Source organism: Buchnera aphidicola (Macrosiphoniella sanborni), assembly GCF_005080885.1.
Classification (GTDB): Bacteria; Pseudomonadota; Gammaproteobacteria; order Enterobacterales; family Enterobacteriaceae; genus Buchnera; species Buchnera aphidicola_AU.
The window spans coordinates 220,805-235,867 of sequence record NZ_CP034864.1; the positions used below are offsets into that span (position 1 = coordinate 220,805).

13 protein-coding genes are annotated in these 15,063 nt (G+C 24.5%); all 13 read right to left on the bottom strand.

Translation table 11 applies throughout. The features are described from left to right. Positions 1 to 11: 11 nt before the first annotated feature. The gene (speE, locus tag D9V74_RS00970; protein WP_158362450.1) at positions 12 to 872 is read right to left on the bottom strand and encodes a polyamine aminopropyltransferase; all 861 of its coding nucleotides are present in this window, start codon (positions 870 to 872) and stop codon (positions 12 to 14) included. 295 nt (positions 873 to 1,167) lie between these two features. Next, positions 1,168 to 1,866 (bottom strand): 5'-methylthioadenosine/adenosylhomocysteine nucleosidase, encoded by a 699-nt coding sequence (locus D9V74_RS00975; protein ID WP_158362452.1) that lies wholly within the window; start codon positions 1,864 to 1,866, stop codon positions 1,168 to 1,170. A gap of 65 nt (positions 1,867 to 1,931) precedes the next feature. Next, positions 1,932 to 2,276 carry an iron-sulfur cluster insertion protein ErpA gene (erpA, locus tag D9V74_RS00980; protein ID WP_158362454.1) on the bottom strand — a complete coding sequence of 115 codons (345 nt, stop codon included), beginning with the start codon at positions 2,274 to 2,276 and terminating at the stop codon, positions 1,932 to 1,934. A 229-nt stretch (positions 2,277 to 2,505) separates the two neighbouring features. Beyond that, the gene (gene ftsZ / locus D9V74_RS00985; protein ID WP_158362456.1) at positions 2,506 to 3,660 is read right to left on the bottom strand and encodes a cell division protein FtsZ; all 1,155 of its coding nucleotides are present in this window, start codon (positions 3,658 to 3,660) and stop codon (positions 2,506 to 2,508) included. 58 nt (positions 3,661 to 3,718) lie between these two features. Further along, positions 3,719 to 4,972: a cell division protein FtsA gene (gene ftsA / locus D9V74_RS00990; RefSeq protein ID WP_158362458.1), complete on the bottom strand. Its 1,254-nt coding sequence runs from the start codon at positions 4,970 to 4,972 to the stop codon at positions 3,719 to 3,721. 162 nt (positions 4,973 to 5,134) lie between these two features. Further along, on the bottom strand, positions 5,135 to 6,067 hold the full coding sequence (locus D9V74_RS00995) for a D-alanine--D-alanine ligase (RefSeq protein WP_158362460.1): 933 nt from the start codon (positions 6,065 to 6,067) through the stop codon (positions 5,135 to 5,137). A 12-nt stretch (positions 6,068 to 6,079) separates the two neighbouring features. Next, a complete protein-coding gene (gene murC / locus D9V74_RS01000) occupies positions 6,080 to 7,516 on the bottom strand; it encodes a UDP-N-acetylmuramate--L-alanine ligase (protein ID WP_158362461.1) in 1,437 nt (478 codons plus the stop codon). A gap of 28 nt (positions 7,517 to 7,544) precedes the next feature. Next, on the bottom strand, positions 7,545 to 8,621 hold the full coding sequence (gene murG / locus D9V74_RS01005) for an undecaprenyldiphospho-muramoylpentapeptide beta-N-acetylglucosaminyltransferase (protein ID WP_158362463.1): 1,077 nt from the start codon (positions 8,619 to 8,621) through the stop codon (positions 7,545 to 7,547). Further along, complete coding sequence (gene ftsW, locus D9V74_RS01010; RefSeq protein ID WP_158362465.1) at positions 8,618 to 9,811, bottom strand: cell division protein FtsW; 1,194 nt, start codon at positions 9,809 to 9,811, stop codon at positions 8,618 to 8,620. Before ftsW ends, murG begins: the two co-directional genes overlap by 4 nt. Beyond that, the gene (gene murD / locus D9V74_RS01015; protein ID WP_158362467.1) at positions 9,811 to 11,133 is read right to left on the bottom strand and encodes a UDP-N-acetylmuramoyl-L-alanine--D-glutamate ligase; all 1,323 of its coding nucleotides are present in this window, start codon (positions 11,131 to 11,133) and stop codon (positions 9,811 to 9,813) included. Before murD ends, ftsW begins: the two co-directional genes overlap by 1 nt. Beyond that, positions 11,133 to 12,209, bottom strand: coding sequence for a phospho-N-acetylmuramoyl-pentapeptide-transferase (mraY, locus tag D9V74_RS01020; RefSeq protein ID WP_158362468.1), 1,077 nt, complete (start codon positions 12,207 to 12,209; stop codon positions 11,133 to 11,135). The genes murD and mraY overlap by 1 nt, the downstream gene beginning before the upstream one ends. Further along, positions 12,190 to 13,572, bottom strand: coding sequence for a UDP-N-acetylmuramoyl-tripeptide--D-alanyl-D-alanine ligase (gene murF / locus D9V74_RS01025; RefSeq protein WP_158362470.1), 1,383 nt, complete (start codon positions 13,570 to 13,572; stop codon positions 12,190 to 12,192). Before murF ends, mraY begins: the two co-directional genes overlap by 20 nt. After that, complete coding sequence (gene murE / locus D9V74_RS01030; RefSeq protein WP_158362472.1) at positions 13,569 to 15,062, bottom strand: UDP-N-acetylmuramoyl-L-alanyl-D-glutamate--2,6-diaminopimelate ligase; 1,494 nt, start codon at positions 15,060 to 15,062, stop codon at positions 13,569 to 13,571. Before murE ends, murF begins: the two co-directional genes overlap by 4 nt. Position 15,063: the final 1 nt, after the last annotated feature.

Here is a 15,063-nt window from a genome sequence, read left to right on the forward strand (position 1 = left end):
ATAAAAGGATTTTAATTTTTATTTAATTCATTTATAATATATTGAGGTAAATAAAAACTACTAATATGAATTTTAGCATTATAGTAATTAAAATTTAATTTTGTATTATTAATAGATAATTGTATGTCTTGTATATTTTTTTTACGTAATTTTATATTATCTGTACCCCATGCAAACATCATAATTCCTCCATAATAAGTAGGAATAGCAGCTTGATAAAATTGTGTGTCATAAAAAATATTTTTTAAATGTTTATAAGTAAGAATAGTTTCATCTTTTTGAAGAAAAAAAACACCATTTTGTGCTACAAAAAGACCGTTTTTATTGAGGCATCGTTTACAGTTCCAATAAAATTCTAATGAGAATAAATTTTTTCCATAATTGATAGGATCTGTAGAATCAGATATTATTAAATCAAATGTTTCTTTTGTTTCACGTATAAAATTCAAACCATCATCAATTATTAATTTTAAACGTAAATCTTGATAAGCATTATAACTATGATTTGGAAAATATTTTTGGCATAAGTTAATTATAGTATGATCAATTTCTACCATAGTAATATTTTTAATATCTTTATGTCGGCATACTTCTCGAAGTATTCCTCCGTCACCTCCTCCTATGATTAGTACATTTTTTACTAAACCATGAGAAAATATAGGAACATGAGTCAGCATTTCATGATATATAAATTCATCATGTTCAGTTGTTTGTACAATGCCATCTATTACCATGATTTTCCCAAATCTAGAATTTTTAAAAATGATTACTTCATGATATTCAGTTTTTTTTTTATATAGTATTTCTTGAATTATGAAATATTGCCCGAAATGATTATATAATTTTTCATGCCATGTTTTTGCGTGAGCCATGGTTATATTTATACATCCTATTATAATATATAATTAATTTGATTATTTTGGGAGTAATGAAACAATTATGAATACTATTAATATGAATACTATCAAATAGTAGATTGTATTTTTAGAATTTAAAAAATAAGAAGGATAATAATTTTTATCAAAAATTAAGTTTTAAAAAGTATTTTTTATATTATAATATTAATTGAATATTTTTACATAATACATCTTATAAAAAATTGTATGAGTTAAGATTATCAAAAATATTAATAGAATACTAATTTTTATTAAATAGATTAAATAATATTTATATTTTAATTAAGTTTTCTAAGATATATTTTACAAATCTAAAAGAATGTAGAGATGCAATAGATATATTTTGTTTAAAATTAAATATAGCATTTTCATTTGATAAGTCTGATATAGATTTGACGACTATTAATGGAATATCAAACTTATAGCAAACTTGAGCTATTGCTGCTGACTCCATATCTACAGCTATCGCTGTAGGAAACTTGTTTTTTAAAATATTGATATCAGAATTATTATTAATAAATGAATCACCACTAACAATCAGTCCTTGTTTCAATGTTAATGTATTATTAAAATAATCTTCGTAAAAATATTTATATATTTTTTTGTTAATTATAAATTGTTTTGGATATTCAGGTATTTGTCCATATGAATAACCAAAATTTGTTAAATCTACATCATAATAACAAATGTTTTTAGGAAGAATAATATCTCCAATTTTTAATGATGCTGATAAGCTTCCAGCAGAACCACTATTAATAATAATATCTGGTTGATATAAATTAATAAGAAGCATAGTTGATATGCTTGCAGAAACTTTTCCAATTCCTGATTGTATTAAAAAAATATTACTTTTTTTAAATTTTCCAATATTAATTTGATAATCTTGAATTATTTTCGTTTTAAATGGATTTATAATTTTTGTAAATATTTTAATTTCTTCTTGTAAAGCACCAATAATTCCGATTTTCATTTTAATAAAGTATATAATTAATTATAAAAAATTGTGTATTATCAATTAATATATCTTGTTGATTATTAAATACTAAATGATGAACCACAACCACATGTATTTTTTGCATTAGGATTGAATACTATAAATTTAGAACCTTCTAAATTTTCTAGATAATCTATTTTTCCACCATACAAATATTGTAAACTAATAGGATCAATAATTAATGAAACACCTGATTGTGTAATTATAATATCATCATCATTTTTTGATGAATCGAAAATAAATTGATATTGAAATCCGCTGCATCCTCCACCATTTATATAAATTCTTAATTTTAAATTATGATTATTTTTTATTTTAATGATTTTTTGTAATTTTTGAATTGCTTTTTCTGTAAGTTGTAACGAATTTTCAGAAAATTTTTTCATATTTATTATGTTCTCAAAATATTTAAAAATATTTAAATATAAATTTTTTTATTTATTTTCAATGATATATTAAATATTTATTTAATTATTAGAAATTTGTTTTGTATAACAAAAGATCCTGGCGCCGATATATGATCTAGTCTTTATTGGCGCAGGTTATTAAAATGATAATATTATTAATCAGCATTGAATTCAATATTTTTTAAAAATATTCATCGTTATACAAAATTTAATCTGATTTTTTGCGAAGAAAAGATGGAATATCTAAATATTCTGCTTCTTTATTAATTTTATCTTCTGAATGTTTTATTTCTTTTTTTATAATTTTTTTATCTATTTTAGATGGAGAAACATTTAAATATTGATAACGATAATCCATTAGTACTTCTCTAGAAGATTTGTTTTTCATATGATTAAGATCTGAATGTTTTTCCATACCAATACCTGTAGCAACAACTGTGACACGTAAAGTATCATTCATATCAGGATCTAAAGAAGTACCTATGACCACCGTTGCATTATCTGAAGCAAATGATCGAATAGTATTTCCTACTGTTTCAAATTCATCTAACTTTAAATCAAAACCAGCAGTAATATTTACTAAAACACCTCTAGCACCTGATAAATCTATATCTTCTAATAAAGGACTAGATATAGCTATTTCTGCAGCTTCTTCCGCACGATTATCTCCAGAAGATATTCCAGTTCCCATCATAGCATATCCCATTTCAACCATAACGGTACGTACATCAGCAAAGTCTACATTCATTAATCCAGGTCTTGTTATTAATTCAGCAATACCTTGTACTGCACCTTTTAATACATTATTAGCGGCACTAAAAGCATCAAGTAAAGAGATCCCTCGATTAAGAACTTTTAATAATTTATCATTAGGAATAGTAATTAAAGAATCTACATATTTTGATAATTCAATTACACCCTGTTCTGCTACAATCATTCTTTTTTTTCCTTCAAAATTAAAAGGTTTAGTTACGACTGCTACAGTCAAAATTCCTAATTCTTTTGCTATTTCTGCTACAACAGGAGCTGCCCCAGTACCAGTTCCACCTCCCATACCAGCTGCGATAAATACCATATCAGAACCATCTAAAGCAGATTTTAATAATTCTTTATCTTCTTCTGCTGATGTACGTCCGATTTCAGGATTAGCTCCAGCCCCTAATCCTTTAGTAACATTATTACCTATTTGTATTGTTTGTCCTACTTCTATTTTTCTTAATGCTTGTGCATCTGTATTAATTGCAAAAAATTCTACTCCTTCAATGCGTTCTCTAACCATATGTTCTACTGCATTTCCACCACCACCTCCAACTCCAATCACTTTAATAATCGCATTATTACTTAATTCTGTAGGTTCAAACATGATGTTTTTCCATTATATATCTATATTTTATTTTATAAATTTTTGAGTATGCTATATTTTAAAATTCTGTTTGAATCCAATCATTAATTTTTTTAAAAACTCTGTCAATAAAAGAATTGTCTCGTTTTTTCTCATCAGCATTTATGTAACATTCTTTAGCATAATGTAACAAACCTGCTGCTGTTGCATAATGTGGTTCAATGATATTTTCTATTAATCCAGAAAGATGTAAAGGTTTAGCAAGTCTTACTTTTTTATGAAAAATTTTTTCTGCACACTCAGTTAAACATGTAATATTTGATCCACCTCCTGTAAGAACGATACCACTTAATAATTCATATTTTTTTCCTCTTTGATAAAGTTGTTTTTGCATATTAAGAATAGAATCTTTTATTAAAGATAGTAGTTCAACATATCTTGATTCAATAACTTCTATTAATGCATCTTGTTGTAAAGTGTCTGTAAAATTATTATTGATATTAGAAAAATCAATATTTTTTGAAGATCCTAAAGATGATTTAATTGCAGATCCATATTTAATTTTTATAATTTCTGCATCATGATGAGAGGTTCTAAAAGCATAAGCAATATCACTAGTAACAATATTTCCTGCATATGGAATAACTTGACTATGTTGTATAGCACCATCAATATAAATATTAAAATCTATTGTCCCTCCCCCTATATCAATCATACATACACCGAGTTTACATTCTTCTTCAGTTAAAACAGCTTTACTTGAAGCTAAACCTGAGAAAATAACTTGATCTACTTGTAAATCACATTTTTCTACAGCTTTAACAATGTTTTTTATTGTATTTTTATGGCAAGTAATTAAATGGACTGTGACTTGCATGCGTATTCCAGATAGTCCTAATGGATTTTTTATGCCAGATTGTTGATCAATAGAATATTCTTGTGGTATTACATGTAAGATGTGATGTTCATTTAAAATTTGAACAGATTTTGCAATATGTATAGCATTTTCTAGATCTTCTTGTGTCACTTCGTCTGTAAGTGGAACAATTCCTATTTCATTTTGACAATTGATATATTCATTAGATAAAGATAAATATACAGAAGTAATATGACAATCTGCCATTTTTTCAGCTTGATTAATAGATTCTTGTATGCATGTAATAATTGCATCTAAATTATTAATTTTTCCTTTATCTATCCCCTTAGATACACAAGTTCCAAATCCAATAATTTTAATTTTTTCATCTATTAATATTTCTCCTACTAAAGTTACTACTTTATTAGTACCAATTTCTAATCCAACTACTAATTTTTTATCTTGTGATATGATCATTATTCCCTGACCTATACTTTTTTTAGTTTTTTTTAAAAAAAACTATTTTTTAATATTCATACTATGTTTAATTGATAAATTGTATTTTTATAATTATATGAAATGTATAAAATTAAGATAAAAATATTTTAAAAATCATGTTTGATGTTATATAGATTTTATCTATTTTAAATTTTTATTATTCATATTTAAAATTGATAATACTAATTCATCAAATGATATCCCAAATGCTTTTGCAGCAATAGGAGTTAAACTTCTATTTGTCATGCCGGGTATAGTATTAATTTCTAATAACCAAAATCGATTTTTATGATCTAATATGAAATCAATTCTTCCACAACCACTACATCCTAATGTTTTCCAAGCAATCATCGCTATTTTTTTTATTTTTTTTTCTTGAATTATATTTAATCCACTTGGACATGAATATTTAGTAGAAGAAGATATATATTTCGCATGGTAGTCATAAAATGAATTTTTAGTAGAAATATGAATAGGAGGTAAAACTTCTTCTCCTAAAATAGATACAGTATATTCTTGTCCTTTAATAAATTTTTCAATTAGAATATGATCATCATAATTAAATGCTATCTTGATAGAATCATAAAGTTGTTCAATAGAAGAAATTACTGTTATGCCAATACTTGAACCTTGTTGATTAGGTTTAATTAAAACTGGCAATCCTAATTGTAATATTTTTTTTTTTATGCGAGAATATAAACAATCAATATTTTTTTTTTTTGAAATATAAATATCAGGTGCTATTAAAAGACCACAAGATTTCCATAATAATTTAGTTCTAAACTTATCTATAGAGATTGAAGAAGCCATAATTCCACTACCTGTGTAAGGTATATTTAAATATTGAAGAACCCCTTGTATACTACCATCTTCTCCACCTTTTCCATGTAATGAAATATATGCTGTATCAAATCCTTTTTCTCTTAATTCCATAATAGAATTATCACGAATATCAATTGGATAAGCATTTAATTTTGATTTTAATAAACTGTTTAGAATAGCATATCCTGATTTAATAGAAATTTTTCTTTCGGGAGATGTGCCACCTAATAAAACTGCTATTTTTTTGTTCATTTTATCACTTTTTTATTTTTGAAATAAATATTTTTTTATTATTTGATCTATATTTCCTGCTCCCTGTATTAAAATAATATCATTACCAGTTAATCTAGGAATAAGCGTATCTAATATTAGATTATTATCAGTAATAAAATTAACATATTTTTTTTTGTATTTTTTAATTTCATTGTAAAGTGAAAAACTATCTGCTCCAAGAATATATTTTTCATTTGCAGAATATACATTTAATATTAATAATACATCGACTTGAGATAAAATTTTAACAAAATCATAATATAAATTATGAGTTCTTGTATATCTATGAGGTTGAAATATCATTATTAAATTCTTATTGGGCCATCCAGTTCTTATTGTATTGATAGTTTCTAATAATTCTGTCGGATGATGTCCATAGTCATCTATCAACATAGTTTTTTGATTATTGATAATGTTTTTTTGAATTAAATATTTTCCTAAGAATTCAAATCTTCTGGATGTACCTTGAAAATTTTTTAAAGACGAAATTATATTACAATGTGTTATTTTTTCGTTAAGGGCTAGAGCAACAGCAGCTGTTGCATTTAATGCATTATGTTTTCCAGGAATATTTAATGTTATATTTAATTTAATTTGATTTTTTATGATTATTTGAAAACTCCCAATAAAAGCATCTTGCTTATAAGAACAGATGCAAAAATCGGCATTTTTATTAAATCCATATGTAAGTATTTTGCATTTAATATTTGGTAATATATCACAAATAGCATCATTATCTATACATACAATGGCTGTTCCATCTAATGAAATTTTTTGTAAAAAAGTTAAAAATGTTTGTTTTAATTTTATAAAATTATTATCATAATGATTCATATGATCAGATTCAATATTAGTAATAATTCCTATTTTAGGATTTAAATATAAAAATGAAGCATCACTTTCATCAGCTTCTACAATAAAATAACGAGAATGTCCTAATCTTGCATGAGAGCTAATTGATTTTATTAAGCCACCGTTAATTATTGTTGGATCTAGATTATTTTCAATAAAAATATCTGTAATCATTGAAGTAGTAGTAGTTTTACCATGTGTGCCAGAAATTGCAATGCCATATTTAAATTTCATTAATATTTCAAGCATTTCTGCTCTTAATAATATAGGAATATTGTTTTTTTTAGCATAAATAATTTCTTGATTATGTGATAAAATAGCGCTAGATTTAATAATAAAATCAATATTTTGAATATTTTTTTCGGAATGTTGAAAATATATTTTTGCTCCTAAATCAATTAATTTTTTTGTCATACTGTTTTTCAGTAGATCAGAACCACTAATTTTATGTCCTAGTTTTAGTAAAATTAAAGCAATTCCTGACATACCTGAACCGCTGATACCAATGAAATGAATATTTTTATTATTTTTATCAGTGATGAAAAAATTTATATCTTTTATATTTTTTATATGCATATTTTGATCTTTTATTAATTTAATTTATTTATATAAAATCTATATTTTTTTTAGACATCTTATTAATGATATTAAAAATATTTTTTGTTGCATTTCGCATACCTAAAGAAAAAGCTTTTTCTGCCATAATTAATAGTGTTTTTCTATTTAATGAATTTAGTATGTTTACTATTAATAAAGTATTAAAATTAGATTGATCAATTATTTTAGCAGCTCCAATTGCTTCTAATTCTTCTGCATTTCGATGTTGTTGTTTGTCTTTATGCGGATAAGGTATAAATATAGCAGCTAATCCTACTATAGTTATTTCACTTACGGTTAAAGCTCCAGAACGACTAATAATTATATCAGCCCATTCATATGCAGAGGCAATATTTTCAATAAAACAAGTAATAAAACATTTACTTAATCCAAATTTTTTATATTTTTTTTTTGTTTTTTCTAATTCATTATTACCTGTTTGATGCCAAATAATACATTTTTCTTTTAATAAGGCAAATGCTTCTGGTAAAACACGATTGAGAATAGATGCTCCTTGGCTGCCTCCAAGAACTAGTATTCTTAAAAATCCTTGTCTATTTTGAAAACGTTTAATAGGGATAGGAATTTTGATAATACTTTCGCAAACTGGATTACCTACTGCGATTGCATTTTTTAATGTTCCTGGGTGCGCTTGTATATTTTTTGTAGATATTTTAGAAAGCCAACGATTAGTCATACCTGCTATTTTATTTTGTTCATGTATAATCAGTGGGGTATTGGAATGCCAAGCAGCTATCCCTCCTGGACCTGATACATAACCTCCCATCCCTAATACAATATCTGGAGCCCAATTTTTTATTATTTTTTTTATATTATAATAAGAACGCAATATATATATTGGTGAATAAAATAAATTTTTTAAATTAGCATTACGTAATCCTTTAATTCTTATAAAATGCATTTTAATACCATATTTTGGTACAATTTTAGATTCTATACTATTTTTAGTACCTATCCAGTTTACATGCCATCCCTTTTTAATTAAATAACGTGCTATAGTTAATCCTGGAAAAACATGACCACCGCTTCCACCAGCCATAATTATTATTTTTTTTGCAATCATTTAGATCCTCTAGGAAAAGCTTGTAATGTTTTTAACTTTAGTTCGAAATCAATTCTTAATAAAAAAAAAATAGCTATTGAATTTATTATTAAACTAGAACCTCCATAACTAACAAATGGTAAGGTTAATCCTTTAGTAGGTAAAAGACCAGTAGCTGCTCCAACATTAATAAATGTTTGAAAGTTAAACCAAATACCAATTGAAGAGGCTAAAAATCCTGAGAAAATTTGGTTCTTTTCTAGAGATTTTTGTCCAATATATAAAGCTCGAAAAGAAATTATAAAAATAATTAATAATATAAAAATTGAACCAATACAACCTAATTCTTCACCGATAATAGAAAATATAAAATCGCTATGTGCATCCGGTAAATAATTTAACTTTTGTATTGAATTACCTAATCCTTCTCCTAAAAAATTACCTCTACCTAATGCGATTAATGATTGTGTTAATTGATATCCATTACCGAATGGGTCTTCCCAAGGATTCCAAAAAGATAAAATTCTTTTAATACGATACGGTTCTAGCAATATTAATAGAAAAATTATCAATATACTTAGAGTAATAATAAATAAAAATTGTTTTATTTTTACTCCTGATAGAAATAAAACTGATAAAGTAGTGAAAATAATAACAATTACAGCCCCTAAATCAGGCTCTGATAAAAGAAGAATTGACTCTATAATTACGATACTAATAGGTTTTAAAAAACCCCAAATATAATTTTTTACTTCGTGATGTTTTCTTGACAAGTAACTAGATATATAACAAAAAGAAGAAACTTTGCATATTTCAGATGGTTGTATATGTAAAAAACCTATATTGATCCATCGAAAAGATCCATGTATTGAATGACCAACTATTAATACAAAAAAGAGTAATAATATTGATGTAATAAGTATAAAACTACTATTTTTTTCCCAAAAAATAATGGGTGTACGTAAAAAAATAAAAGACAATAAAAATATTAAAAAAAAATAAAATACTTCTCTTTTAATAAAAAAAAATGAATTATGATACATACTTTGACTAATAGGAATAGATGTAGAAATCACCATAATGAATCCGATAGACATTAAAATTAATGTCAACCATAATAATATACGGTCATATAGTATTATATAAGATTTTTTTTTATTATATTTTTCTTCAATGTTTTTCTTATTTTTTATTTTTTTTTTTTCTTTCATCAAGTTATTTCCTTGGTTAACTTTACAAAAAGATTGCCTCTCTCTTCAAAATTAGTAAATTGATCTAAACTGCTACATCCAGGAGATAAAAGAACAGTATCACCTGATTTAACTCTTGTAGAAATTAATGTCATTGCTTTTTTTAAATCTTCTACATAAATAGATTTTTTTTTACATATTCTTGAAATTTTTATTCCATCTTTTCCAAAACAGTAAATTTTTATTTTTTTTTTATTGAAATATATTTTTAATGCATTAAAATCACCAGATTTACTATCTCCACCTAATAATAAATGTATTGTGCCTTTTTTTTTTGTTACAGAATCAAGAGCAACTTGTGTACTGTTTACATTAGTAGATTTAGAATCATTAATCCAATCGATACCGTTTTTGCTTTGTATTGTTTGAAAACGATGTGGTAAATTTGAAAAATTTTTAAGTGTATGTATTGTATATTTTCTAGAAAATTTCATTGCATCTGCAATAGCAATAGAGACTAATACATTATGATAATTATGATAACCAGATAATAATAGTTCAGAACTATTTAATATTTTTTTATTTTTATGATAAAAAAGAAAAGAAGCATTATTTTTTTTAATATAGTAATCACTGTCTTTTTTTCCAAAACTAATGTAGTGTTGATTATTTTTATAAAAAATATCGTTTAATTTATCATATGCATTCATAATACAAATATCTGCTTTATGATAAATAGATAATTTAGTTTTTTTGTATTGTTCAAAACCTTTTGGATATCGATTTATATGATCTTTATGAATATTTAGAATTACAGCTATTTTTGCTTTTAAATTAAATGTATTTTCTAGTTGAAAACTAGATAATTCTATTATGTATAAATCTGTATTTTTATCAAGTAAGTTTAGTACAGGATACCCAATATTACCACCTAGTAAAGCATTGCAACCAGAATTTTTTGCAATTTTTGTAATCATTGTAGCAACAGTACTTTTTCCATTAGTTCCCGTAATAGCAATAATTGGAGAAGATATTTCTCTAACAAATAATTCAATATCACTAATAATTTCAATTCCTAATGAACGTGCTTGTATTAAGATTGGTCTAAAAGAAGAAATACCTGGACTAATAATAATTAAATCTGATTCTAAAATCCATTTATGTTCTAAACTGCCAAGACTATATTCGATATTTTTAGGTATTTTTATAAAAAATATAGGATTTTTAGATTCATCGATAATTTTGGGTTTTATTCCTTGTTTTAAAAAAAAATGAATACAAGATATCCCTGTTAATCCTATACCTAAAATTAATATTTTTTTACCAAAATAATTATATACCATTAACGTACCACCTTTAAGGAAAGAAGTCCTATTAATAAAAATATAAACGAGATGATCCAAAATCGTACAATAATTAAATTTTCTGATATTCCTTTTTCTTCATAATGATGGTGAATAGGTGCCATTTTGAAGATTCTTTTTTTTCTAATTTTAAATGATATAATTTGTAATATTACAGATATTGTTTCACATACAAAAACACCGCCTAGGATAATTAATAATAATTCTTGATGTAATAAAATAGCTATTATTCCTAAGGAACCGCCTAATGATAATGATCCAACATCTCCCATAAATATTTTAGCTGGATAACTGTTAAACCATAAAAAACCTAAACTTGATCCAATAATTGCTGTACATAATATCGCTAATTCACTTGAGTTTTTTATATAAAAAATATTTAAAAAAGTAGAATTATTTATGTTATCGCTCAATAAAGATATTAATGCTAAACCAGATGTTAAAAAAATAATTGGCATAATAGCTAATCCATCTAATCCATCTGTTATGTTCACTGAATTACTAGTACCAACGATTACAAAGTAAGCAAGAAAAATAAATAAATAATTTGTTTCAAAAGTATTTTTTATATAAAAAGGAATGATTAATTTTTTTAAGGAAATATCTTGAGTATTGATTATCATGATATATATTAAAAATAAGGCAAAAATAGACATCCAAAAATATTTCCATAATAATTTTAATCCTTGACTATTTTGATGTTTAATTTTTTTATAGTCATCAATTAAACCAATAATTCCATATCCTATCAAAATACTTATAACAAACCAAATATTGATATTTGATAAATTACAATATAGTATTGTTGAAAAAAATATAGAAAAAATAATAAAAATGCCACCCATAGTAGGTGTGTTTTTTTTTGAGTAATGTGTTTTCGGACCGTTATGACGTATAATTTGAAATTTTTGATATTTTTTTAAAAAACGAATAAAATATGATCCAATATATAAATTAATAAAAAAAGATGTCAGTAAACTAAAGATCATACGATATGCAACATGAGAAATAATATTTTCATTGAAAGTGAAGTATTTATTTAAGAAAATTAACATTTTTTTTACTCTCTTGAATAAGATTTTCTACTACTTCTTCCATTTTTGTATTACGAGATCCTTTGATAAGTATTGTAATTTTTATTTTTTGTAAAAAAAAATTTTTTAGATATTTATTTAAATCTTGTTTATCAAGAAAATGTTTGCCATTACGAAAAATTTTTGTAACTTCATAACTAATATTTCCAATACTCAAAATTTTATTAATTTGAGATAAATTAGCAGCATTTCCTATCATTCTATGATATAAAAGACTTTTTTCTCCTAATTCAGACATATCTCCGATAACTAATATTTTATAACCAGGCATTTTTTCCAATACTTTTATTGCTGTAATCATAGATGCAACATTAGAGTTATAGGTATCATCAATTAAAATTTTATTAGAACTTAAGATGATAGATTCTAATCGTTTTGATATAATAGGAGTATCTGATAGTCCTAGTTTAATTATTTTTAGCGGTATTTTGAGAGCAAAAGAAAGAGCACTAGCAGCTAATGCATTCGAAACATTTTGATAACCTAAAAAAGGTAGAGAAATATTTATTTCTCCATTCGGAGTATGCATTATAAAAGATGTTCCGTATATGTTGATATTAATATGACTAGAAAAAAAATTACTATTCTTTTTTTTTTTAATAGAGAAGTAAAGAATATGATGATTGTGAATTTTTTTTTTCCATTTTGAAAGATGATGACTATCTAAATTAATAATTACTATACCATTAGATTTCAAACCAGAAAAAATTTCGGATTTAGCTTGAGATACACCTAATAATGATTTAAAACCTTGCAAATGAGAATATTGAATATTATTAATTAATATAATTTCTGGTTGACTTATTTTACTAATGTAAGCAATTTCACCTAATTTGTTAGCTCCTAATTCAATTACACCATATTTATGTGATTGGTTTAATTGTAAGAGAGTAATAGGAACACCAATATTATTATTTAAATTACCAATAGTAGAAATTGTATTACCATACTTTCTGAGTATAGATGCTGTCATTTCTTTCACTGTAGTCTTTCCACAAGAACCAGTAATTGCTAATATTTTAGCATTTGTTTTTTTGCGAATCCAAGCGGCAATTTGACCTAAGGCAAGAGATGTATTTTTTACACAAATATATGAAATATGATATTTGATATTTTTTTGTGTCATTATAGCAGAACAACCCTTTTTGATTGCATCTTGAATAAAAATATGTGCATCAAAATTACGACCTATTAAAGCAATAAACAGGCAACCAGGTATGATTTTTTTAGTATCAATGACAATTTCATTTATAAATAAATCTTTTTTTCCATATAGTTTTCCATTAGTAATAGAAGCGAGTGTTTTTAAAGATACAGAAATCATATATGTTTTTCCAATAAATTTAATATTGTTTGTTGATCTGAATAAATAATAGATCTATTATGAAAAATTTGTTTATTTTCATGTCCTTTTCCAGCTACAAAAATTATATGATTGTTTTTTGCTTTGAAATAAGCATAAGATATTGCTTTTTTCCTATTTGGAATAACAAATATTTTATTTTTTTTTTTACAACCACTTAAAATGTTTTTAATAATATTTCTTTCTTTTTCATTTCTTGGATTATCATTAGTAATAATTACTTGATTAGACATTTTTTCCGCAATAGCTCCCATAATTGAACGTTTAGTGATATCTTTTTCTCCTCCACATCCAAATATACACCATATATATTTTTTATAGTGTAATTTAATAGCATTTAGTGTTTTTTTTAAGGCATCAGGTGTATGTGCATAATCGACGATAAAAATTGGTTTATTATTTTTAGTAAATATTTGCATGCGACCATTTATAGGTTGTATGTTTTTACAAAGAGTTACAATATCTGATAAATTATGTCCAATTTCTAAAAGAGCAGCTAAAGATAATAAAAGATTTGTTACATTGAAATCTCCGATTAAACAAGATGATATTTCACTATCCCCCCAACTAGATTCAAATTTAATATTAACATAGTTATTATAATATTTAATATGAGTAGCATTTAACCATTTTTTAGCATATTTTTTTTGAGTAGGATTTTTAATGGTCACAGCTACTGTATAACAATTAAATAATTTTTTTAACCATTTTTGACCATATTGGTCATCAGCGTTCAATATAATTTTTTGTACTTTGTGTTTGCTAAATAATAACCATTTTGCTGATGCATATTTTTCCATATTTTCATGGTAATCTAAATGATCTTGTGTTAGATTTGTAAATATTGCAATATAAAAAGGAATAGATTTTACGCGATTTTGTATTAAACCATGTGAAGATACTTCCATAGTAACTAACTTAGTTTTTTTTTTGTATACTTTTGATAAAAACGAATGAATAAAAATAGGAGAAGATGTGGTATTTTTTGTTGGATATAGATGATTATGAAAACCATTACCTAAAGTTCCCATAGTTGCTGTTTTTTGTCCTAAAAGATGATTTAATTGATTAATTAATTGTATTACAGTAGTTTTTCCATTAGTTCCAGTGACACCAATAATTTTTAATTTTTTTTCTGGTTCGTGATAAAATCGACTTGCTAATATAGATATATTCTTAGATAAATCAAGAAATTTTATTATAGGAATATTATAAATATATTCACATATTCCATGTTCTTCTTTTATTTTAGTTTCATATAGTATAGCTGCTGCTTTTTTTTTAATAGCTTGAAAAATAAAATTACGTCCATCTTTTTTCGTGCCTGAAATAGCTAAAAATAATTCTCCTTTATTTATAGTTCTGCTATCTGTATTTAAATTAGAAATATTTTTTTTTGGAATATATTTTAACCATGGGGATAATAAATATTTTAAGCAAGTTTGATTCATT